Annotated in this window: 22 protein-coding genes; 7 read left to right on the top strand and 15 right to left on the bottom strand. The window is 40.1% G+C overall.

Annotated features, from left to right (window positions below; translation table 11 throughout):
• Positions 1-58 precede the first annotated feature (58 nt).
• From galM to galE, 4 genes are all read right to left on the bottom strand, one after another.
• The gene (galM, locus tag L3V25_RS01980) at positions 59-1147 is read right to left on the bottom strand and encodes a galactose-1-epimerase (protein WP_237293823.1); all 1089 of its coding nucleotides are present in this window, start codon (positions 1145-1147) and stop codon (positions 59-61) included.
• Positions 1147-2319: a galactokinase gene (galK, locus tag L3V25_RS01975; protein ID WP_237293822.1), complete on the bottom strand. Its 1173-nt coding sequence runs from the start codon at positions 2317-2319 to the stop codon at positions 1147-1149. The genes galM and galK overlap by 1 nt, the downstream gene beginning before the upstream one ends.
• A gap of 104 nt (positions 2320-2423) precedes the next feature.
• A complete protein-coding gene (locus L3V25_RS01970; protein ID WP_237293821.1) occupies positions 2424-3494 on the bottom strand; it encodes a UDP-glucose--hexose-1-phosphate uridylyltransferase in 1071 nt (356 codons plus the stop codon).
• A 19-nt stretch (positions 3495-3513) separates the two neighbouring features.
• The gene (gene galE, locus L3V25_RS01965; RefSeq protein WP_237294330.1) at positions 3514-4530 is read right to left on the bottom strand and encodes a UDP-glucose 4-epimerase GalE; all 1017 of its coding nucleotides are present in this window, start codon (positions 4528-4530) and stop codon (positions 3514-3516) included.
• Between the two features lie 348 nt (positions 4531-4878).
• On the opposite strand from galE, the gene L3V25_RS01960 reads away from it, so the two are divergent.
• Positions 4879-7107: a beta-galactosidase gene (locus L3V25_RS01960; RefSeq protein WP_237293820.1), complete on the top strand. Its 2229-nt coding sequence runs from the start codon at positions 4879-4881 to the stop codon at positions 7105-7107.
• A 124-nt stretch (positions 7108-7231) separates the two neighbouring features.
• On the opposite strand, the gene L3V25_RS01955 is transcribed toward L3V25_RS01960, so the two are convergent.
• The 4 genes from L3V25_RS01955 to L3V25_RS01940 all read right to left on the bottom strand — a co-directional run bounded on the left by L3V25_RS01955 (position 7232) and on the right by L3V25_RS01940 (position 10375).
• The gene (locus L3V25_RS01955) at positions 7232-7996 is read right to left on the bottom strand and encodes an FCD domain-containing protein (RefSeq protein ID WP_237293819.1); all 765 of its coding nucleotides are present in this window, start codon (positions 7994-7996) and stop codon (positions 7232-7234) included.
• Between the two features lie 522 nt (positions 7997-8518).
• A complete protein-coding gene (locus tag L3V25_RS01950) occupies positions 8519-8851 on the bottom strand; it encodes a zinc ribbon domain-containing protein YjdM (protein WP_237293818.1) in 333 nt (110 codons plus the stop codon).
• Between the two features lie 50 nt (positions 8852-8901).
• Complete coding sequence (locus L3V25_RS01945; RefSeq protein WP_237293817.1) at positions 8902-9462, bottom strand: AAA family ATPase; 561 nt, start codon at positions 9460-9462, stop codon at positions 8902-8904.
• 10 nt (positions 9463-9472) lie between these two features.
• Complete coding sequence (locus L3V25_RS01940) at positions 9473-10375, bottom strand: LysR family transcriptional regulator (protein WP_237294329.1); 903 nt, start codon at positions 10373-10375, stop codon at positions 9473-9475.
• 126 nt (positions 10376-10501) lie between these two features.
• Here L3V25_RS01940 and L3V25_RS01935 point away from each other — a divergent pair, with 126 nt between their 5' ends.
• Complete coding sequence (locus L3V25_RS01935; RefSeq protein ID WP_237293816.1) at positions 10502-11221, top strand: SDR family oxidoreductase; 720 nt, start codon at positions 10502-10504, stop codon at positions 11219-11221.
• Between the two features lie 86 nt (positions 11222-11307).
• Here the strand turns inward: L3V25_RS01935 and L3V25_RS01930 are convergent, their stop codons facing one another.
• Entirely contained in the window at positions 11308-12486 is a 1179-nt protein-coding gene (locus L3V25_RS01930; protein ID WP_237293815.1) for an MFS transporter, read from the bottom strand.
• Between the two features lie 129 nt (positions 12487-12615).
• On the opposite strand from L3V25_RS01930, the gene L3V25_RS01925 reads away from it, so the two are divergent.
• On the top strand, positions 12616-13524 hold the full coding sequence (locus L3V25_RS01925) for a LysR family transcriptional regulator (protein ID WP_267135399.1): 909 nt from the start codon (positions 12616-12618) through the stop codon (positions 13522-13524).
• An 88-nt stretch (positions 13525-13612) separates the two neighbouring features.
• Here the strand turns inward: L3V25_RS01925 and L3V25_RS01920 are convergent, their stop codons facing one another.
• From L3V25_RS01920 to L3V25_RS01910, 3 genes are read right to left on the bottom strand one after another with little or no spacing between them, the layout of a single operon-like run.
• On the bottom strand, positions 13613-14266 hold the full coding sequence (locus tag L3V25_RS01920; RefSeq protein WP_237293813.1) for a LysE family transporter: 654 nt from the start codon (positions 14264-14266) through the stop codon (positions 13613-13615).
• Between the two features lie 30 nt (positions 14267-14296).
• The gene (locus L3V25_RS01915; protein WP_237293812.1) at positions 14297-14743 is read right to left on the bottom strand and encodes a GNAT family N-acetyltransferase; all 447 of its coding nucleotides are present in this window, start codon (positions 14741-14743) and stop codon (positions 14297-14299) included.
• 23 nt (positions 14744-14766) lie between these two features.
• Positions 14767-15519, bottom strand: a complete 753-nt coding sequence (locus L3V25_RS01910) for an SDR family oxidoreductase (protein ID WP_237293811.1) — start codon at positions 15517-15519, stop codon at positions 14767-14769.
• A gap of 110 nt (positions 15520-15629) precedes the next feature.
• Here L3V25_RS01910 and L3V25_RS01905 point away from each other — a divergent pair, with 110 nt between their 5' ends.
• Entirely contained in the window at positions 15630-15878 is a 249-nt protein-coding gene (locus L3V25_RS01905; protein WP_237294328.1) for a hypothetical protein, read from the top strand.
• A gap of 92 nt (positions 15879-15970) precedes the next feature.
• Here the strand turns inward: L3V25_RS01905 and L3V25_RS01900 are convergent, their stop codons facing one another.
• Positions 15971-16879, bottom strand: coding sequence for a LysR family transcriptional regulator (locus L3V25_RS01900; RefSeq protein ID WP_237293810.1), 909 nt, complete (start codon positions 16877-16879; stop codon positions 15971-15973).
• A gap of 87 nt (positions 16880-16966) precedes the next feature.
• Here L3V25_RS01900 and L3V25_RS01895 point away from each other — a divergent pair, with 87 nt between their 5' ends.
• Positions 16967-18178 carry a multidrug effflux MFS transporter gene (locus L3V25_RS01895; protein ID WP_237293809.1) on the top strand — a complete coding sequence of 404 codons (1212 nt, stop codon included), beginning with the start codon at positions 16967-16969 and terminating at the stop codon, positions 18176-18178.
• A gap of 21 nt (positions 18179-18199) precedes the next feature.
• Here the strand turns inward: L3V25_RS01895 and L3V25_RS01890 are convergent, their stop codons facing one another.
• Positions 18200-18640, bottom strand: coding sequence for an Lrp/AsnC family transcriptional regulator (locus L3V25_RS01890; protein WP_027695533.1), 441 nt, complete (start codon positions 18638-18640; stop codon positions 18200-18202).
• A gap of 110 nt (positions 18641-18750) precedes the next feature.
• Between L3V25_RS01890 and L3V25_RS01885 the strand changes: the two genes are divergently transcribed.
• Complete coding sequence (locus L3V25_RS01885) at positions 18751-19338, top strand: LysE family translocator (protein ID WP_237293808.1); 588 nt, start codon at positions 18751-18753, stop codon at positions 19336-19338.
• A gap of 196 nt (positions 19339-19534) precedes the next feature.
• Positions 19535-20857: a polysaccharide deacetylase family protein gene (locus tag L3V25_RS01880; protein ID WP_237293807.1), complete on the top strand. Its 1323-nt coding sequence runs from the start codon at positions 19535-19537 to the stop codon at positions 20855-20857.
• A 105-nt stretch (positions 20858-20962) separates the two neighbouring features.
• On the opposite strand, the gene L3V25_RS01875 is transcribed toward L3V25_RS01880, so the two are convergent.
• Complete coding sequence (locus L3V25_RS01875) at positions 20963-21907, bottom strand: SDR family oxidoreductase (RefSeq protein ID WP_237293806.1); 945 nt, start codon at positions 21905-21907, stop codon at positions 20963-20965.
• Positions 21908-21981 lie beyond the last annotated feature (74 nt).

The raw sequence follows: 21981 nt of genomic DNA, 5'->3' as shown, positions 1-21981 counted from the left end.
GGAAATGTTAGGTTATTCTCGAACGTCAGCGTTCGAGAATAACTGATCTTTTATTATGTTAATAAACAAACTGATAAATTGTTTTATGCCTATATGGCTGACCCGGCTGTAGAAGTGTATTACTTATTGACCACTCAGGATGATTAGGTGAATCAGGTAAACACTGCGTCTCTAGGGCAAATCCCGAGTAATTCTTATACACAGTTTCTTTTCGTCCAGGGCAATTATTTAAGAAGTTTCCCGAGTAAAACTGTAATGCTGGTTGGGTTGTTTTAACCTTCATTACAATAGAATAATCTGACGAAGCTGCTTTGGCGACTACATTAGGGTTTGTGTTATTACCAAAATCAAACAAGTATGAATGGTCATAACCACCGACGACTCTTTGCTCGGGATCTGTTAAAAAGTCTTGCCCTATTAGTTTACAGCTTCGAAAGTCTAAGCCTTTGTTTTCAACAGAATCAATCTGATTTAATGGTATTCCATACTCATCAGTTGGAAGAAACTTTTCTGCAAGAATCAATAATTCATGCTGACGACAATCCATTTTCTCGTTGTGCCCATCTAAGTTAAAGTAGGCATGATTTGTTAAATTAATTGGCGTAGTTTTCGTTGTAAATGCATGATAAGAAATTTCAACTTCATTTTGCTCCGTTAACCTATAGCTTACTGAAACGTCAAGTTCACCAGGAAACCCTTGATCCCCGTCAGGGGAAATTAACGAATAAATTACTTGATTGGTACTTTGAAGTTCAACAGACCATCTACGTTGATCAAATCCTTCTATCCCTCCATGTAAACAATATCGTTCATGGTTTTTATTTAAATGATACTCAACGCCATCTATCGAAAATTTGCCATTATTGATTCTGTTAGCAAATCTCCCAACAGTAGCTCCTAAATAACATTTTTGTTGATAGAATTTTTCTAAAGTATCAATACCTAATAGAATTTCCCTATGGCTATCTTCTAACGGTACTGTGCAACTGAGCCAAGTGGCACCAATATCCATGAAGGTTGCTGTCATTCCCTTATTATTTGTTAAAGTAACAAGGTTACTGATAGCTCCATCTTTTGCTTTACCTTCTTGCATTGTTTGATATAACGAATGAACAGAGTTTGGGTAATTAAGTAATTTTTGTTTCATTACAACCCTCTCAATTGATTAGCACCATCCATTGCTTTACAAACATAGATAGTTTCTTTTAAACCTGTCAATTTTTCATATTGAGATTCAACAGCTTGTTTCACCGCATCAACAAGAGATGGTGGAACTAAGGCGACCACACAACCACCAAAACCACCTCCAGTCATTCGAACACCACCTTGATCATTAATAACCTTTTTGACAATATCAACAATCGTATCTACTTCTGGACAAGTAATTTCAAAGTCATCTCGCATAGAAACGTGTGATAACTCCATTAATGTAGATAGTCGTTGCATATCATGTGACTTAAGCGATTCAGCAGCTTCAAGCGTACGTGTATTTTCCGTAATAACATGCTTTGCGCGCTTTGCAACAATTGGATCAAGTTCGGCTTGACGCTCTATAAACTGTTCAATCGTTACATCACGTAGAGCTTTCACTCCGAAGAACTCCGCCGCCTCTTCACATTGTTGGCGGCGAGTATTGTATTCACTATCCACTAAACCACGTTTCTTATTGGAGTTAATGATCACTATTGCCATGTCTTCAGGCATGGATACAGCTTGTGTTTCCAGTGTTCGACAATCAATCAACAATGAATGGTTACGTTTACCTTCCGCAGAAATTAATTGATCCATAATCCCACAATTACAACCAACAAATTCATTTTCGGCTTGCTGGCCATTCAGTGCTATTTCTTGTTGGGTAATATTTAAATTATAAAGGGCTTTAAATGTCTGTCCGATCACAACTTCTAAAGCTGCAGATGAGCTAAGCCCAGCACCTTGTGGAACGTTACCTGATACCGCAATATCTGCACCCCCAAATTTATAACCGCGTTTTTGTAGGCAATCTATAACACCACGAATATAATTGACCCACATTGTGTCTTGATCAAAAACCAAAGGTTTCGAAATATCAAACTCATTCATTTGGTTGTTATAATCAACGGCGATGACTCGTACAATTGTATCCTTTCGCTTATTAGCCGCGACAACCGCTTGATAATCAATTGCGCATGGTAGAACAAATCCATCGTTATAATCTGTATGCTCACCAATTAAATTCACTCGGCCAGGAGCTTGGATAATATTTCCAGCGGAATAACCAAATACGCTTTCAAAAGCACTTGATACAGCTTCAATCAGTTGTTTTGAACGTTCTGTCATAATTAAACCTTTATTTTTTATGGGCCAGATTAAAATCCAACCTTTACAATTTATTAGTTATAGAGTTTAGATATCTGAGGATACTCACTCTAATTCATATACCATTATGCTTCTTTGTAGTGCTTGTCACTTACTGCGCGTAAACGTTCAGCAGCTTGCTCTGCCGTCAAATCACGTTGACTTTCTGCGAGCATTTCATAACCAACCATAAATTTTTTCACTGTGGCAGAACGCAATAATGGTGGATAGAACAAGGCATGAAGCTGCCAATGCTCGGTACTCTTATCTTCTCTTTCTAATTCATTATCGAAGAATGGTGCATAATGCCACCCCATTGAATATGGGAATGAACATTGGAATAAATTATCATAACGAGAGGTTAATTTTTTAATCGCTATTGATAAGTCATCCCTCTGCTCATCAGTAAGATCTTCCATTCTTTGAGCAGGAACTTTTGGTAATAACATCGTTTCAAAAGGCCAGGCAGCCCAATATGGAACAACCGCTATCCAGAACTCGGTCTCTACAACCGTTCTAGACCCATCATTTAACTCGGCTTGAACATAATCAATCAATAAGTTTGAGGCATACTGCTCATAATATTCACGTAAGTATTTATCTTTACGTTCAATCTCATTGGGTAAAAAGCTATTTGCCCAAATTTGGCCATGTGGATGTGGCTGAGAGCACCCCATAGCCTCACCTTTATTTTCAAAAGCCTGAACCCATAAGTAAGATTTACCTAGCTCCTCTATTTGTTCATTCCAGGTATCTATAACATTTCGTATTTGTGTTGTTTTAAGTTCTGGTAATGTTTTACTGTGATCAGGAGAGAAGCAAATAACACGGCTCAATCCGCGCACTCCTTGAGTTTTAAACAACGGATTATTAGACTCTGGCGCATCTGGAGAGTCAGGCATTAATGCCGCAAAGTCATTTTGAAAAACATAAGTCCCTTGGTAATCAGGGTTAGCATCCCCAGAAATTCGAGTATTAGTAGGACATAAAAAGCAACTTTCTTCATACGGTTTAATCGAATCGATTACTGGCTTTTCATCCTGGCCACTCCACGGTCTCTTTGCTCTATGTGGTGAAACTAATATCCATTGACCTGTTAATGGGTTATATCGGCGATGAGGGTGATCAACTGGATTAAATTCAATATTTGACTTCATGTTTTTTACACCTTAATTATTAGTCTTCATAACCATTTGGGTTGCTCGATTGCCAACGCCATGTATCAATCGTCATTTCTTCTATCGTTCGCGTTGCTACCCATCCGAGATCTTTTTCTGCTTTTTGAGTACTTGCCCAGCACTCAGCTATGTCACCAGCACGGCGTGGTTTAATTTCATAAGCAATATCATGGCCACAAGCATCAGAAAAAGCATTAACGACATCCAATACACTACTTCCTGTACCCGTTCCTAAATTATAAATATGCAAACCAGATTTATTTGATAAGTGGTTTAATGCCGCTAGGTGCCCATCTGCCAAATCTACAACATGTATATAATCCCTGACACCAGTACCATCTTGAGTTGGATAATCATCACCAAAGACTGCTAACTTATCTCTTCGCCCAACCGCAACTTGCGCAATAAATGGCATTAAATTATTAGGGATACCTTGAGGATCTTCACCCATAATTCCACTGCTATGAGCTCCAACTGGATTGAAGTATCGTAATAACGTAATACTCCACATATCATCCGCTACAAATAGATCACTCAAGCATTGCTCAACCATGTACTTACTGCTTCCATAAGGGTTAGTGGTATTACCGGTAGGGAAGTCTTCTGTGATCGGAACGGTTTCTGGATCACCATAAACCGTTGCAGAAGAGCTAAAAATTATCGTTTTTACATTAGCTTTTTTCATACAACGCGCAAGAACCAATGAGCCATTCACATTGTTATCATAATATTCAAGGGGCTTCGCTACAGATTCCCCAACCGCTTTTAAGCCTGCAAAATGAATCACCGCACCAATATCATGTTGTGAAAATATTGAATCTAAAGTTGCTTCATCTCGGACATCACCATGAAAGAATAAGGGCTTACAACCTGTTAATCGTTCAATACGATTTAAAACTTCTTGCTTACTGTTTGATTGATTATCAATAATCACAGGTTCATAACCACTTTCAATCAATTGCACACAAGTATGACTACCGATGTAACCTAAACCCCCTGTCACTAAAACTTTCATTGCTATGTCCTCAATTAAGAATTTCTGAACCACGATAATAACAATCTTCATTTATTCACTTCTGTGACCGCCCCCAAATAACTGTAATCGTTTCCACGCAAAATGAATATTTCTGTATTACTTTCTATAGGACGGCTTAAAAACACAACCATACAATCTCCACCATTCAAATATAACCCATTACAAATTAATAACTTACTATTTTTATTATTGGAATGTGATCTAAAGCTAATCTCATAAATTAAAGACGTAATACTATATAAGTATCATGTAAAACGATTACAAATACTCAAGTTACGCAACATAAAAATAACATTCTAATAAATAAGGGATATGAAGGAGATAGTAATGACATTGGACAAAGCACACTTTATAGAGACAAATGGTGAAAATTATATTCCTCTTTTTGAAACCAATATGAAAACGTTTCCATCAGGGTTTAAATTTAAAAATGTCATTGCGAAAAAGAAAGACAAAGCTGTAGAGATTCACACGAAAAGTAAAGAACACATGTATACTAGTATGGATATCATCCCAGCTATGGATGAAATATGGGATTGGAGTCAGCTAACAAGCTTTTGCTTTGCTTTTGATGCTCATAACTTAGGCCATCGTTCAACTCAGATATTTATTAATATTTTTGATCATAAAGGTCAAATGCACAGCAGAAGTATAAATATTGCTGGACAGTCAACTCATACATATCTGATCGAATTAAAAGGCGAATATTTAAACGGAAAGACCAACTATTATTCTGGTTTTCGTTCCAATCCAGCGCCTTGGGAGCATGACAGTATTTACGCTACATGGATGTGGGGGGAAATGAATCTAGATCTCACCAATATCCAAAGAATAGAATTCAGTATCAACGGTAGCTTAATTGACCATACTTTACTACTGAGTCACTTCCGTCTCTTAGAAAGCCCTAAATGTAACTCTAAGTATTTAACGAATATTATTGATCAATATGGTCAAAACGCCCACTTCGAATATCCAGAAAAAATTCATTCAGACCAAGAATTAGCGCATAAAACCCAGGAGGAATTAAAAGAGCTTTCTAATGGTGCTCTCCCCAATCGCTCACGTTTTAGTGGTTTTACAGGAAAAGGACAACATAACGCTACTGGTTACTTTAGAACTGAAAAAATTGATGGTAAATGGTCCTTAATTGACCCTGATGGTTATCCATATTTTGCAACAGGCTTAGATATTATACGTTTAGCAAACTCATACACTATGACTGGCGTTGATTATGACCATAATACTATTCAGCAACGTAATGTAGACGACCTCACACCTGAAGATTCACTTGAAAAACTTGAAGTTTCAATGGAGTCTAAGTCGACGGCGAAAGTTCTCAGTGCAATAAGAAGAGATTGTTTTCAATGGTTACCTAAATACGATGAACCTTTAGGCCAACATTATGCTTATATGAGAGAATTATTTGAAGGCGCTTTAGATCAAGGTGAAACATACAGCTTTTATGCGGCTAACCTTCACCGTAAATATGGTAATAATTTCATGCAAAAATGGCGTGATGTTACCATCGATCGCATGCTCAACTGGGGTTTTTCTTCTTTGGGAAACTGGACTGCTCCCGATTTTTATTCCAACAAAAAACTCCCTTTTTTCGCAAATGGATGGATTATTGGTGATTTCAAAACAGTAAGTAGTGGCGATGATTTCTGGTCTCCATTACCAGATCCTTTTGATCCATTATTCAAAGTTAGAGCTGAAGCAACAGCTAAACAAATAGAAAATGAAATCAATCAATCACCTTGGTGTGTTGGTATATTTATTGATAATGAAAAAAGTTGGGGGCGTATGGGTACCATTACTGGTCAACATGGTATTGCTATTCATACATTAACCCGTGATGCATGTGATAGCCCTACAAAAGCAGTATTTGTTAAACTGCTTCAAGATAAATATGGAAAAATTGAGGCATTAAATAACGCTTGGTTAACCAATATTTCAAGTTGGGAATCTTTAGCAAGTGGCGTTAACAACCTTCAGCATAACGAAGCACAACTAGATGATTATGGGATGCTATTGGAAGCATATGCCACGGAATACTTCCGTATAGTTAATGACTCTTTAAAAAGCAGATTACCAAATCACTTATATTTAGGATGCCGATTCGCCGATTGGGGTATGACTCCTGATGTGGTACGTGCTGCAGCGAAGCATTGTGATGTAATTAGTTATAATTATTACAAAGAAGGCCTACACCCAGAAGCGTGGGAATTTTTATCTGACATTGATATGCCAAGCATTATAGGTGAGTTTCATATAGGTGCAAAAGATACTGGTTTGTTTCATCCAGGATTAGTTACTGCAGATAACCAAAAAGAAAGGGGGGAAATGTACCAAGCTTATATGAACTCTGTTATTGATAATCCATATTTTGTTGGTGCACATTGGTTTCAATATATAGATTCACCGATTACAGGCCGTTCATACGATGGCGAAAACTATAACGTAGGTTTTGTTTCTATTACGGATACACCTTATGAAGATATGGTAAAAGCAGCAAAAGATGTTCACAATTCACTCTATAAACGCCGTTTTTCATGAACAGATTCAGATACTTTATGAAGCTTTCCAACTAAGTTAATCGTAATCAATAATGGCTAACAAAATTAATCTTTGTTAGCCATTTTAAATCTCACATGTAATGTTAAGATCGCTATATCGAATGTTAGATAGCCATATCCATAGAGAAAAAGTAGTCATCTAAATCAGCTTCTACGCCATTATCTGAACTTGCAATTTTTAGTAACTCTTGCTTAGAGTTTTCAATATGTTGCCACACAGCTTGCTTTGCTTCTTCAGGTGACTTTCTTTGTAGAGCCATAAAGATTGCTTTATGATCTCGTAACCAACTCTCTTTTAATTTAGGTTCATGCAAATATTTATCATTTAATGCTTTCCAAAGGGGGTTTTCTACACGAACATTTCGCCACATTTCTGCTGCTTGATTAATTAGCACCCTATTTTGTGTGGATTCAGCAATTAAACAATGGAACATTCGATCCAACTCTTCAAACTTCTCACTATCGCCGTTCAATTCTTGAACTTGCATATCCAACACGCGTTTCAATTCACGTAGTTCATTAATTTTAATTTGAGAAGCAGCAAATGCGGCAATGTTAGATTCAATAATCTGACGAGCTTGTAACAATTCAAATGGGCCAACATCATTGTATGGAATAACGGTACGCTGCGTGATTTTTTCAGGTGAATCAATAAAATAAATCCCAGCACCTTGTTTAACAACAACTAATCCCTTTAATTCAAGCATAATGATAGCTTCACGAATTGTCGCGCGGCTACTATCAAATCGTTCACTTAACTCTCTTTCTGAAGGCAGCCTTTCCCCAGCCTTAAAAACGCCTGAATATAGTAGATCTTCTATCTGTAACCCAACTTCATAGTATCTACGCTTTGTTTTCTTTCTATCCATATTACACCTATTTCAATCAACCAATTTCGAAAAATTGTTAAGTGGATTCATCATATCAGCAAACCAATATACACACACAAAGAAAAGCAACAAAATTGTAACTCATTCTATAAAATTTGAAGAACATCAAATAATCATACAAATAAGAGTTCTCATGTACAATGATAAAATCGAGATAACTTAGTTGAAGAAAGGTGTCTAAGAAAATAGCGCACATATTAGAGGCGGTTAGTAATGCACGATCTCAACTTATGATGAAATATTGTCCTGAGTATTGTTCATTACTCAAGCAACCAGCAATTTCTTTTAACAAAATGATGCTGTCTACTTAGAATTACATATGTCGTAGTTTGGAGTTGAGCTAGGGATCCCGAATTCGACTCTAATCTTGTTCTAATACGCCAGATATCTTCCAGTTTGAATGTTTTTTCTGTCCTGTTGAGTGTCACTAAAAAAGGGATGTTTACATTGATTACGCCAAACTCCTTTGAGGCAATAAACAAGCCACAAGCGATAAACCCATCAAGCCTTCTTCACATACTTGCCTGACACCAACATCTCGCCAATGCCTTGTAGCTTACAATCTAGCTCGTGATCTTTGCCTTCAATAATGCGGCGAACCACGCCTTTAGTACCAATCTTTAATACTTGTGAGGTACCGGTGACTTTTAAGTCTTTTGCTAAGGTAATTTTATCGCCTTCTTCTAATAACGTTCCGTTGGCATCTTTTACCGTAAAGGCATTTTCTAGTTCTTCTTGCGGGTTCCATTCGTAGGCACATTCTGGGCAAATAAGATGGTTTTGATCTTGATAAACATATTCAGACTGACAATTTGGGCAAGCAGGTAATGACATAATGATTTTCTCGATAAATGGTTGGGAATAAATAAATGATAGGAACGCACTTAATTCAAGCGAATAACATCAGAAGACAGGTGCGACAAAATAAACTCAACTCTTGATTGAACCGACTGTTTAGGCACTTCTATTAATTGATATCCGAACTCTAGATAAACAGATTGCATCACATTATAAGTACGAACCGCTTCGGCAAAATCTTGCTTACGTTCCGCATCATTGGTGTATATGTCTTCCCACGGTGGAAAAATAAAAACCTTTTGTGCGTATTGAGAATCTCGGCAAGAGTCTAATAGTGCTTCTGAGACCGGTAAGCTTTCAAGTATTGAATATCCATAACTATCAATAATGCCACGGTCAAAAAACACCGGTTTATTAGCACTCGAATACATCACATATAGATGTCTATCTTCGACTACCATTGCATCACGAAAGGCCGATTTATTTGCCCAAGGCAATGCATCACCGCCTTGCTCCACTTGTTGTTGAATAACGGCACGACCAGACTCTGGCGCACAGGTATAACCTAACGCTTTTAATTCAGTAATCACTGATGATTTCCCTGAACCAGGGCCACCGGTGAAAACATAACATTGATTTTGTTTCATAGAATACACTCTAACGAATAAGAGAAAACTGCTGCTGAAAGTGCTTTAGCAACGCTTGTAACCGCTTAGGTTGATAGCGGTCTTTATGATAAATCACGGAAAGGCTGACGTCGGGGATTTTCCATTCTGGCATCACTTCCACCAGCTTTTGTTGTTCGATTTCGGTTAGGCAATACAGCTTAGGGACTCGAATTAAACCACAATCTACCAGAGCCGCATTAATCAACGAGCGGCCATTTTTGCATTCAAATTGGCCCGAAACCGTCACATCGATATTTTGAATTGGTTTGCTTAACGATTGGTAGTGCCATTTCTTCACACTACCCGTGAGGCAATTATGTGCAAGTAGATCTTTCGGATGGTTTAAAGCCGTCGCTTGTTGGTTTAAATAATGCGGGCTGGCGAGTGTCACCATTTCTAAGCTCAATAATTGCCGACCAACAAAACCGGCATCTTCTAGCGACCCCATGCGAATAGCCAAATCAAAATCATCTTTAATCAGATCCACTCGATGACTACTAAAATCCATGCTAATAGTCACATCAGGGTACTGACGCATAAAGCTTGCCACCATAGGCGCAATAATATCCTCGCCTAAATGGCCACCCACACAATTAAGGTTAATGTGGCCACGCATTTGCTCAACATCATCTACCGCCGCATTGATTGCTTGCTCTATACCTGAAAAGTGGCTTTGACATTGGTTGAAGAATAATTCCCCTGCATCGGTCAGCTTTAAGGTTCGAGTGGTGCGGATCAGCAAAGTCACACCCATTTGCTTTTCAAGCTGAGTGATCTGTTTTGATACATGTGAGCGCGACACTTCAAGCGCTTCAGCCGCTTTGGTAAAGCTCCCCAGTTCAGCAATTAAGACAAACGAGCGAACATCGCTCAAGTTGATTTGATTTAGCATCATCACGCTCTTTTATTGTTTCTATATGGAAACAGTATTTCAACTTAAGCCATATATATCAACAGTAAACTTCTCCTTATAATTCTCGCCATCAGATAAACAAACGAATTAAATCAGGAATCAAATATGAAAAAACTTATCGTCATTACAGGTGCAAGTTCAGGTATTGGTGAAGCGATCGCACGTCAATTCAGCGCATTAGGACACCCACTACTCTTATTGGCTCGTCGTATTGAGCGTTTAGAAGCGCTAAATTTACCAAATACCTTATGCGCTAAAGTCGATGTGAGTGATGAACAAAGCTTTATTGATGCGATTGCCAAAGCTGAAGCGCAATATGGCCCTGTCGATGGCTTAATCAACAACGCTGGTAGCATGCTACTTGGGCAGTTAGATACTCAAGATTCCAGCGAGTGGAAGACAATGTTTGACGTTAACGTGATTGGTTTAATGAATGGCATGAAAGCGGTGTTAGCGCCAATGAAGTCACGCCAAACAGGCACTATCATCAACATTAGCTCAATTGCAGGTCGTAAGACTTTTGGCAATCACGCCGCTTATTGCGGAACCAAGTTCGCCGTTCATGCAATTTCAGAAAATGTGCGTGAAGAAGTGTCTGATTCTAATGTTCGAGTCACTACTATCGCACCTGGAGCGGTGGATACTGAGTTACTTTCTCACACTTCATCTGATGAAATTAAGCAAGGCTATAAAGAATGGACTGCCAGCATGGGTGGCGCTTTAGTGGCCGATGATATAGCTCGAACCGTCGTGTTTGCTTATCACCAACCACAGAATGTCTGTATTCGTGAGATTGTCGTCGCGGCGACTAAGCAAGCGATGTAGTAAATATATGAGTGAAGGAGGTTAGCTGAGTTCATCTCAACCAACCTCCTATTTTCAGTCATTATTTTATATATTGACCGACCGTATTAAGCCACTTTCAATGACACTGTTTTTTGGTCTAGTCTGCCCGAAAGACGTGTCAATAATAGAGCTACGACAACAATTAAAGCGCCAACCCACGGAGTATCGGTCAACGTCATATTCTCCACAACTGCACCGCCAACAATCGAACCAATAGCAATACCTACGTTGAAAGCTGCAATATTTAATCCAGATGCTACATCAACCGCATTAGGTGTGTACTTTTCGGCAATTTGAACCACATAAACCTGCAATCCTGGTACATTACCAAAAGCAAATGCTCCCCAAACCAACACGGTTATCATCGCCGTAATCGGATTCGTTGCGGTAAAAGTAAAGACAAGTAGTACTACCGCTAAAGCTGAGAAAATAATGGATAACGCTTTCACAGGTCCAAGTTTATCCGCCAGTTTCCCACCCCAGATATTGCCGATAGTAACGGAAATACCGTACACCAGCATAATTAAACCAATAGAGCTAGATGCAAACCCTGACACTTGCTCAAGAATTGGGGCAAGGTAAGTAAATGCAACAAAAGTACCGCCATAACCGACTGCCGTCATCATATACACCAACAACAAACGTGGTTGAATCAATACTTCTAACTGCTCTTTAAACGTCGCACTTTTTGATTGCTTTAAATTATTAGGAACCAATAAAGCACTACCGATTAACGCAATGACGCCAAGTACAGCAACAATCAGAAAGGTTGCTCGCCAGCCAAATAATTGCCCAATCCATGTACCTAAAGGAACCCCTGTGACTAATGCCACCGTTAAGCCGGTAAACATAATCGCAATGGCACTGCCTTCTTTATCTTTGCTCACTAACCCAGTTGCAATTGTGGAACCAATAGAAAAGAACACACCGTGAGCCAACCCTGTCAAAATCCTTGCCATAATCAGTGTTTCATAACTTGGAGCCTGCCAAGCTAATAAATTACCAATGACAAACAACCCCATTAAGGTCAACAATACATGTTTTCGGTTCCAACGCCCGGTTAATGCGGTTAGTACTGGCGCACCAATCGCAACACCTAATGCATATAAACTGATTAATAGCCCAGCAGAAGGAAGTGAAACCGCAAGATCGTTGGCGATAGTCGGGACTAACCCCACAATCACAAACTCAGTGGTACCAATAGCAAACGCACTTAGCGTCAGCGCCCATAAAGCAAGTGGCATAAAAACTCCTCATCAAAAAATTTGTGCTTAATCTACGGTATCGAGGTTAAGCATATTTATGTTGCTAAGGAGTATGCCCCAGTCTACTATTGTGAAAAATGGCATATTAGGCAAATTACTTTTTCACTTATGGCAATAATATCTAAAATATCAGACCTTACGATTCTATTGGCGATTCAAGATGTCGGAAGCTTTTCTGGCGCGGCAGACATCCTAGGGTATCCCGTCGCGAAGGTAACTCGGGCGATTCAACGATTGGAAAATGATCTCAATACCAACTTATTTAATCGTACAACCAGAAAAGTCGAGCCAACTGAAGAATGTAAGCGCTTTATCGAAGAAATAAGGCTTGGGATATCCCATATTGAAAAAGCAGAAGAATCATTAAAATTAATGCAACACCAGCCTTCTGGTCGCTTAAGAATCGATGCCGCTAGTCCATTTGTATTACATCAACTGATCCCTATTATTCCCGCCTTTCAAAAGGCTTACCCCCTAATTCAGCTCGATCTTGTTTCAAGCGAAGGCTTTATTGATCTCATTGAAAAGCGAACTGATATTGCTATTCGGATTGGTAAGCTAGCGGACTCTAATCTACATTCCAAAAAACTGGGGACAAGTCGATTACGCTTATTGGCAAGCCCGGAATATATAAAGGAATACGGAATTCCAAAAACAACGGAAGCGCTTAAGCAGCACAAAATTATCGGATTTTCTGATAATGAAGCTTTAAATGAATGGCCATTAACCGAACGAGTGAAACTTCCGCCGTCGATTACCGCCAGCAGTGGTGAAACTGTGATGCGTCTTTGCCTAGTTGGTCAAGGCATTGCTTTATTAAGTGACTTTATGACCAAGCAAGCTAGAGAGACGGGGGAGTTAATCGAAGTATTACCTAACGAATTAATCCACCCAACGCCAAGAGAAGAAGTGCATGCGGTCTATTATCGTAATACCGCACTCTCTAAGCGAATCTCAGTATTTTTAGATTTTGTCGCGGAAAACTGTGAAGCTTTTGTCATTAATAAAACAACATAAATAACCTTATTATCGATCAAAAGCATTCAACTTAAATACTGCATAGCAATCTTATAAAGAGCAGCCTTATAAAAGAGTGAGCTTAGCGTTAACGCACCACCGCAGATTTCACTATGGTCACGCCAATAATACCTAATAAAGCACCTGTGACTTTATCAATATAATACGCTATTTTGGTGAAGCGCTTTCTCACTCGCGGAGTCGACAGAAGATAGATAACCGCAGCATCCCACGCAAAAACAACGACTGTCATCCAAATACCTAAACCGAGTTTAAATCCAAAACTCACATCATTGGTTAAAACAACAGTAAACAAACTCAAGTAAAACAATAGGTTTTTAGGATTTAAAATACCCGACATAAAGCCAGTGAAAAATTCAAACCAGAATGAACTCCCTTTTGGTTCTATCTCGGAATCACCCACAATTTCTAAATTTTGATACGCACTTTTTCTTGCTCTCAGAGCTTTATAAGCGAGATAAATAAGAAAACAGCCGCCAATCACTTTAAGCGTAATCATGATGGGAACAGAAGCCGCCAGAATCGAGCCAACCCCAATAAGACATAATCCAATATAAACCGCATTGGCAATCGCAATTCCCAAAGCAACACCAATAGCATTGCGACCTTTATTACGAATGGCACTTTTTACCACTAAAACAAAATCCGGGCCGGGGCTTAATAACGCCAAAAAATGCGCGATCGCCACGGTGATAAAAATACTGGTTAATGTGACATCCATGTTCACTGATTCCTTATTTGAAGAGTTAACTTATTTAACGCGCTGAGTGTAATGTTCAAATGCCGTTATTTTTTCATACCCTTCTGAAAGATAGAGTGATTTAGCCTGTTCATTAGATATTGATGTCGCTAATTTAACAGTCAACGCATTACTCTGCTTAGCAAAAACTTGAACTTGCCTTAATAAAGCCCTAGCAACACCTTGATTACGAGCACTTTTTGCTACAAACAAATCATTTAAATACCACATTTTCTTCATAGAAACTGAAGAAAACGAAGGATATAGCTGAACAAAACCTAACCCTTCACCATTATCCGACACAGCAAGAAAAATAACTGATTCGTTGTTCTCAATACGAGAATGAATAAATTGTCGAGCAGCATCAAGATTAGTATCTTGTTGGTAAAATTGGCGATAAGCGTCAAATAAGAACGATACTGGACTTATTTCCGCCATCCCTGCTTGGATGATTTTCATTAAACTTCCTTTTTAATACCAATCTATAGCCCACCCGTTACATCAATGTAGTTTCCCGTCGAAAACGAAGACTTTTCCGAAGCAAGCCAATAGATCGCTTCTGCGACTTCTGCCGGATCGCCACCTCTTTGCATTGGTATCTTACTTTTTAACCTATCTACTCGTTCAGGCTCACCTCCGTCGCTGTGCATATCGGTATAAATCAGCCCCGGACGAACACAGTTAACACGAATTCCTTCGCCTGCTACTTCTATCGATAAACCTTTCGTTAAGGTATCAATCGCGCCTTTTGAAGCTGCATAATCAATATATTCATTAGGAGAGCCTGTACGAGAAGCACCCGATGAGACATTAACAATCGTCCCACCTTTACCACCATATCGAGTAGACATTCGCTTCACCGCTTGCTGGCAGCACAAAAAGTAACTGGTTACATTATTCATTAATACATGATTAATACGCTCTGCCGTCATATCTTCTAATCGAGATTGCGTATGTAAAATACCGGCATTATTAACAAGTACCGTTAGTTGCCCTAATTCTTTATCTATGGTTGAAAATAACCGCGCAACATCTTGCTCGCTGGAAACGTCGGCTTGAACCGTAATACAGTGCCCACCTTCTGATAGGATTTTATCAGCCAAATGTTGCGCAGAAGTAGAATCAGACTTGTAATTAATACAAACCGCATAACCATGCTTAGCAAATAATTCAGCGGTAGCTGCCCCTATCCCTCGACCGCCACCAGTAATTAATGCCACTTTATGATGACTCATTAATGAATCCTTATTGATGAGTAAAAAATGATATTAACAAATAGGATATATTTATCGACTTAATCATAACTGTTATCCTACGCACATAACGTGTTAATAGAGTAAGAATGATGATTGACGATAACCTAGTAATTGAAACCCTAGACGATCTGGAAGCGTTTTTGCGCTTAGTAGAAAACGGTGGCCTAGGGCTTGAAAATGTCACGGGTGTGGCGCTGGCAACCAATAATAGTAATGGTCGCCCGTTTGTTGCGGTTTTAGATGATAAGCACCAATTATTGCTTGGTCGCTGGGTCACTCAAGACGTGTTTGATAACGGTAAAGATATCGTACGTAACGGGCCGAAAAAAGCGCACTAGGCTTTTGATTTTCGATTATTAAATTTTCCAATGTTAACTAAGGGCTGACTGATTCAGCCCTATTTTTTGCACTACATTTTAGTTGTAAGGCTTTACACTACCTTCACATCTTTCTCGGTTTCCAATCTCTGCTTTAAATATTCCACAAACAATTGAGTACGGGTATGTTCATAATCCAGCTTCGGATAATAGGCATAAACTCGCGTATGATCTGACGTGACATTCGGCAGTACTCGAACCAATTCACCACGCTCTATTTCTTCTTGCAGCATCACTTGGTTGGATAAAATAATCCCCATGCCGCGTTTAGCACTGTGAAATAACGCTTCTGGATTGGTTGTCGAGAAGTTACCAGTTAATCGCACTTTTTTGCTGCGTTCACCTAGAGTGGTTAGCCTGACTTCTCGTTCGACTTTTTCACCCCAAATCAGCATGTTGTGATTGCTCAAATCATCGACCGTCTGCGGTTCACCATATTGCTTTAAATAGCTTGGCGCGGCATAAAAACCAGATTGATAATCCACCAAAGGAGCGGCACGAAAACTCAAAGTATCAAGGTTTTCAATTTCACGACCAATGTAAATATCAAAGCTCAGCTCCGGCAATTGACCGGGAAGTGTCGTGATCAACTGCACTTTAATTTGTGGGTATTGATGAAGAAAGTCATCGACATAACGCATAAAAAACTTAGAGCCTAATGCGAGCGTAGCACCAACTCGTAGCATCCCAGTTGGGGTTTGATTGATTGAACGTGTTTCATCCACCAGCGATTGCCATTGTTCGACTTGCGCTTTACCTCGTTGATAAAACATCGCGCCAGCTTCAGTTTGACTTAATGAGCGTGTAGTTCGTTTGAGTAGTTGCACTCCAATGCGTTCTTCTAAAAAATGTATGCGCTTACTTACCGCGGAGCTAGTGGTATTCAAACGACGTGCTGCTTGATTAAAGCTGCCTTCTTCCACCACTCGAATATAAGTTCTTACCGATTCAATCCAATCCATCGTTCGCTCCATTATTTCCCAAATAGACTTAATCTCTTTCCTATAGAGTCTATTATCATTTTATATTCACCAAAGTACACTAGTTACATGAAAACAGAAACGATAAACGCCTTTAAAAAAACACCACTTTTGCTCGCGATGATGATCATCGCAACGGGTCAAGTGGGTGTAAGCATTTATCTACCCTCTTTACCTTTGATCAGCCATGATTTAGCGGTTTCCCAAGCGCAAGTTCAGTCTATCGTCACTTTCTTTTTAATTAGCTTTGGCTTATCACAGCTATTTTATGGGCCGTTATCGGATGCGATTGGTCGTCGGCCAGTCTTTCTGGCAGGACAAGGCGTTTATCTACTCGGTACATTGATTTGTGTGTTATGGGCGACCAGCTTTGAAGCTTTGTTGTTTGGGCGTTTTTTGCAAGGTCTAGGTGCAGGCAGTGCTTCGGTACTCGGGCGTAGTGTATTGCGCGATAGTTATAACGGCCCTGACTTAACCAAAGCGTTATCTTATCTCTCGATGACCGCATCAATATTACCTATCATCTCGCCAGTATTTGGGGGGTGGGTCGCCTATCATTTTGGCTGGCAAAGTGTGTTTAGTGCAGTGCTGGTGTATTTAATTGCGATTGTCACGCTCGGCTGGAAAGTACTGCCAGAAACTTTACCCTACCCTAAAAGCCGCTTTAATCCGGTCAAAGTATTAAAAGGTTATGGCGAACTGATCACCTGTAAGCAAGTGGTGTCTAGTGCCAGTTATAACTGGATCAGCTATTTAGGCGCGGTTGTCTCGCTGTCTGTTTTACCTTTTTTGTTGCAAAAACAATTAGGAATGACGGTATCTGACTACGGTGAAGCGATGATCATTCCATCGGCAGGATTATTAATTGGTAGCGTGACGGTTAACCGCCTGCATAAGTATTTCTCGCAAGCTCGCTTGTTGTGTATCGCATTTAGCTTGATGGTGGTTTCAGGGGTTTGGTTGCTGGCTATGCCACTTTCCGCCTTACATTTAATTGGCGCGTTTACCTTATTAACGGTTGCACAAGGCATGAGTTTCCCTATTTCAATGTCGATGCTGTTAGAGCCACATCCAAATCGCGTTGGCGCCGTTTCTGCATTATCGGGCTCGATTCAAATGTGTATCGCTGGCTTCTTTGGGGAGTTTTTAGTACGTAACTTTGTGGCTAGCCAGAATGATCTCGGCATCTTTTATTGCTGTACTGCGTTAGTCATGATGCTGGTGTTGCTCGTCAGCCGCCGCACGCAAATCGAAGCTAAAGCTAAGATTCAAGCAAGTTAACATCGAGCAAACCAATCTGTATTAACGGGTATCTTTCGGGGTATCCATCACGACTAAGGTTGTTATGGTATTCACCTGTGGGATCTCCCCTAACACCTCAGAATGAAAGCGTTTATAACGAGTCAAATCTTTGGTTTCTACTCGCAGCAGATACTCATTCGCACCGGTGATGTTATGACATTCGGTGACTTCTTTTGCCAACATCACTTCTTGCTCAAATCCACGCTGTGACTTTTGACTATGATCCGATAGTCCAATCGTGACATAGGCAATAAAGCCAATCCCTAATTTCTCTGAATTAAGTACCGCTCGATATCCACTGATCACTTCTTGGCGTTCCAGTTCTTGCACTCGCCTTAACGTCGCAGAAGGCGATAAACCAATTCGTTCCGACAACTCAACATTGGATAATCGACCATCCGCTTGAAGCTCTTGCAATATTCTTTCGTCAAATCTATCCATAACTTAACTTTGTTGCTCACTTTATCTAAATAGCACATCAAATAGACATAAAATGTAGCCATAAACCCAATAATATACAAGGAACAGTCACACCAAATGGAAGCTAAGAAATGGATATTCAACAACTGCTCGCATTATTCACTTTTGTTCTAGTCTCAACCGCCTCACCCGGCCCTAACAACATTATGTTGATGACCTCTGGCGCGAACATTGGCTTTCTGCGCACCGTTCCACACATGCTCGGCGTCGTGTTTGGTTTTAGTTTTATGGTACTTCTGGTCGGGGTTGGTTTGATGGGCCTGTTTCAGTTGTATCCGGTTTTACACCAAGTACTGAATATTGCTTGTATTGCTTATCTCTTTTATTTGGCATTAAAAATTGCTCGCGCACAGCCCGGATCTCAAAATGCCGAATATCAACCAATGAGCTTTTTCGCGGCGGTTAATTTTCAGTGGATCAATCCCAAAGCATGGACCATGGCGATCACCGCAGTCAGTGTCTATAACACCCTCAATAACTGGCAAGGTGTGATAATCGTGTCACTGATGTTTGGCTTGGTGAATATGCCGTCCGCCACATTGTGGACTTATGCGGGGCAAAAACTGCAAATCTGGCTTAATAGCCCGCTACGCGTGAAGTGGTTTAACTATTCAATGGCGGGATTGTTAGTACTCTCAATTGCGCCGATGATGTTCTAAAAAGAAATAGAGCTCTAAAAAAACAGGACTCTAAAAAATAGTGCTCTAAAGGAAAATTTCGATTCCAATAAAGCAATCTACAAATCGCTTATTTACATTGTAAATTCAATATTGATTCCATTACGAGCAGTCTTAACACACAGCATTTATCTTCTTTCTATGATTAGTGCGAACGTTATTAAGAAAGGAGAAAATAATGATTAAACAAGGATTTACTTTAAGTTTGGGACTGGCCGCTGTGTCATTTTATAGCCACGCTGCCAACCAAGCTCCTTCACAACTTCCACCAGCCGGCATTGCCGTTGAAAATGCGCCCCAATTTATCGCTATTGCCTTTGATGACAACACGTTAGTCGATGGACAAAACTGGGTACTTGAGCAGTGGGGAAAACGCCAAAACCCAACTGGATACGGCAATGCTGCAACCTTTGACGGCTCGGCTATTCACACCACGTTTTTTAATACTTGTGAAGCGATAGTCGCGGCAAGCGAGCAAGGCACCAATGCTGGTCATGTTAAAGAAACTTGGTATCAAGCCAACCTACTCGGGCATGAAATGGCCAACCACACTCTCAATCATTTACATGGTTTGGAATTTACTTCCGCAGAATGGCAACAACAAATCAATGATTGTCAGAGCGCCATGAGTAAACCATTCACCCAAGTCGATCCTGAATTTCCATCCGATGCAGAAGGGGTTGATGCTAATGCAGTGGGCTTTCGTTCGCCTTATTTAGAATACAACGACGCACTATTTGCTTACTTAAAACAGAACGGATTTAAATACGATGCCAGTATTGTAGAAGGTTATGCGCCTGATCATCATGCCGGAAACCAGTATTGGCCATATACCTTAGATAACGGCAGCCCGGGCGCTGATATGGCCGCAAGTTGGGGCATAAAACCACCTATCACTCAACATGCTGGACTATGGGAAGTACCCGTCTATGCCTTAACTGTACCGGATGATGAAACCACCAAACAATACGGCTTTGATTATTCATTGCGCGACAAAATACAACAAAAGATGAGCTGGTTTGATGTTCAGTCTGGCAAAATTGAAGCCGGTGACTACAACTTATTTTATATGGCGCAACTTAGCGGCCCAGAAGTATTAGCGATTTTGAAATACAACCTCGATATGCGTCTGGCAGGCAACAAAGCGCCAATGACATTTCTTGGTCACTCAACTCAATATGATGACCAAATCGATCAATGGACACCGACTGCATCTACAGCCACAGAACGTCGCCAAGCAATCGAAGACTTCTTAGATTACGCGCTTTCAAAGCAGGATGTGCGTATTGTCAGCCATTTAGAGTTAGTCAATTGGATGGAGAGTCCTCAAGCATTGCCCACTCGATGTGAATCCGCTGAATGGATGAAAGACACTTCTTATAGCACAACTCAAAACGTCAACTATGCAGGATTTGAATGGCAGGCGAAATGGTGGTCTTACAATGAAAAACCACAAGATAAAAGCTGGTCTGCATGGCAGAAAGTGAGGGCTTGTCGCTGATGAGTGATTAAAACTCTCTCTTTCAAGATCCCTTAACAAAAAACAAGCCACATTCACTTATCTACCTAAGCAACCTCAGCTTAGACTAAGTAAATGTGGCTTTATTTATAGAGACCAATTTAACGATGTCGCTTCCTCAGATAATGCCCACAATTGCTTAGCACTTCGTTCATCTAATGCTAATGGTTCCAAAACACACTCACCCACAGCTCCTACGGTATCGGCGCGTTTAGTGGGGCCATAAAGCGTTGCTTCCTCAAGACCTTGTTCTGTGGCGCACATAACCTCTGGCCACGCACCTTTTTCTGCGGATTGGGCAATAATGCGAGAAAGCACCGACCACAGAATTTTATTAAATGAGCTGGCGGTATCCATAAGCAAGTTGGTTCGAGAAGCTCCCGGATGGCAAACATACACTTGAACCGCTTTACCTGCTTTTTTTATGCGTCGCTGCAACTCATAAGCAAACATCATTTGTGCAAGTTTGCTTTGAGAATATGAATTCCACGCGCTGTATTTATCGTCAAAGTTAATATCATCAAATTGAATTTTTTTCAGGCCCATTTTATAGCCATTGCTACCAACAACGACAATGCGTCCTTTAGAATCATTAATTCGGTCAAACAACATGCCACACAACAAAAAATGACCTAGATGATTAACACCAAACTGGCTTTCATAACCATCGACGGTAAGCTGTTGGTTGGCAACTTGTGCAATCGCGCCATTACAAATCAATGCCTCTATCCTAGGAACCGTTTGTAAAATCTCATTCGCCGCTTTACGAACGGAAGCCATCTCAGCAAGATCTACCTGCACGAAGCTTACGTCAATCTGTTGCCCAAGTAGCTGCTTTAATCTTTCAATGGCATGATTTGATTTTTCTACATTGCGGTTCAGCATGACTACTTTGGCCCCCTTGGAAAGAAGAATGCGCGATGCTTCAAACCCTGCGCCACTATTAGCTCCAGTGATCAGGTAAGTTTTCCCTGCTAGAGAATCAATACGCTCAGGAGTCCAACCTTTAATTCCACATTTCTTCTTTGTCATAAATAAAAGCCTTTTGATATTTAAGGGAGTCCAAAATAAATCATTTACATACCATCTATTACACTAGTATGTTG

Source organism: Vibrio sp. CK2-1, from assembly GCF_021726515.1.
GTDB lineage: Bacteria > Pseudomonadota > Gammaproteobacteria > Enterobacterales > Vibrionaceae > Vibrio.
The sequence above is the reverse complement of the archived record's forward strand: the minus strand, read 5'-3'. Positions and strand labels throughout refer to the sequence as shown.

Bases quoted from the DNA above. Each gene is read 5' to 3' on its own strand.
- galM (WP_237293823.1), bottom strand. From the start codon at position 1,147: ATGAAACAAAAATTACTTAATTACCCAAACTCTGTTCATTCGTTATAT.
- galK (WP_237293822.1), bottom strand. From the start codon at position 2,319: ATGACAGAACGTTCAAAACAACTGATTGAAGCTGTATCAAGTGCTTTT.
- L3V25_RS01970 (WP_237293821.1), bottom strand. From the start codon at position 3,494: ATGAAGTCAAATATTGAATTTAATCCAGTTGATCACCCTCATCGCCGA.
- galE (WP_237294330.1), bottom strand. From the start codon at position 4,530: ATGAAAGTTTTAGTGACAGGGGGTTTAGGTTACATCGGTAGTCATACT.
- L3V25_RS01960 (WP_237293820.1), top strand. From the start codon at position 4,879: ATGACATTGGACAAAGCACACTTTATAGAGACAAATGGTGAAAATTAT.
- L3V25_RS01955 (WP_237293819.1), bottom strand. From the start codon at position 7,996: ATGGATAGAAAGAAAACAAAGCGTAGATACTATGAAGTTGGGTTACAG.
- L3V25_RS01950 (WP_237293818.1), bottom strand. From the start codon at position 8,851: ATGTCATTACCTGCTTGCCCAAATTGTCAGTCTGAATATGTTTATCAA.
- L3V25_RS01945 (WP_237293817.1), bottom strand. From the start codon at position 9,462: ATGAAACAAAATCAATGTTATGTTTTCACCGGTGGCCCTGGTTCAGGG.
- L3V25_RS01940 (WP_237294329.1), bottom strand. From the start codon at position 10,375: ATGCTAAATCAAATCAACTTGAGCGATGTTCGCTCGTTTGTCTTAATT.
- L3V25_RS01935 (WP_237293816.1), top strand. From the start codon at position 10,502: ATGAAAAAACTTATCGTCATTACAGGTGCAAGTTCAGGTATTGGTGAA.
- L3V25_RS01930 (WP_237293815.1), bottom strand. From the start codon at position 12,486: ATGCCACTTGCTTTATGGGCGCTGACGCTAAGTGCGTTTGCTATTGGT.
- L3V25_RS01925 (WP_267135399.1), top strand. From the start codon at position 12,616: ATGGCAATAATATCTAAAATATCAGACCTTACGATTCTATTGGCGATT.
- L3V25_RS01920 (WP_237293813.1), bottom strand. From the start codon at position 14,266: ATGGATGTCACATTAACCAGTATTTTTATCACCGTGGCGATCGCGCAT.
- L3V25_RS01915 (WP_237293812.1), bottom strand. From the start codon at position 14,743: ATGAAAATCATCCAAGCAGGGATGGCGGAAATAAGTCCAGTATCGTTC.
- L3V25_RS01910 (WP_237293811.1), bottom strand. From the start codon at position 15,519: ATGAGTCATCATAAAGTGGCATTAATTACTGGTGGCGGTCGAGGGATA.
- L3V25_RS01905 (WP_237294328.1), top strand. From the start codon at position 15,630: ATGATTGACGATAACCTAGTAATTGAAACCCTAGACGATCTGGAAGCG.
- L3V25_RS01900 (WP_237293810.1), bottom strand. From the start codon at position 16,879: ATGGATTGGATTGAATCGGTAAGAACTTATATTCGAGTGGTGGAAGAA.
- L3V25_RS01895 (WP_237293809.1), top strand. From the start codon at position 16,967: ATGAAAACAGAAACGATAAACGCCTTTAAAAAAACACCACTTTTGCTC.
- L3V25_RS01890 (WP_027695533.1), bottom strand. From the start codon at position 18,640: ATGGATAGATTTGACGAAAGAATATTGCAAGAGCTTCAAGCGGATGGT.
- L3V25_RS01885 (WP_237293808.1), top strand. From the start codon at position 18,751: ATGGATATTCAACAACTGCTCGCATTATTCACTTTTGTTCTAGTCTCA.
- L3V25_RS01880 (WP_237293807.1), top strand. From the start codon at position 19,535: ATGATTAAACAAGGATTTACTTTAAGTTTGGGACTGGCCGCTGTGTCA.
- L3V25_RS01875 (WP_237293806.1), bottom strand. From the start codon at position 21,907: ATGACAAAGAAGAAATGTGGAATTAAAGGTTGGACTCCTGAGCGTATT.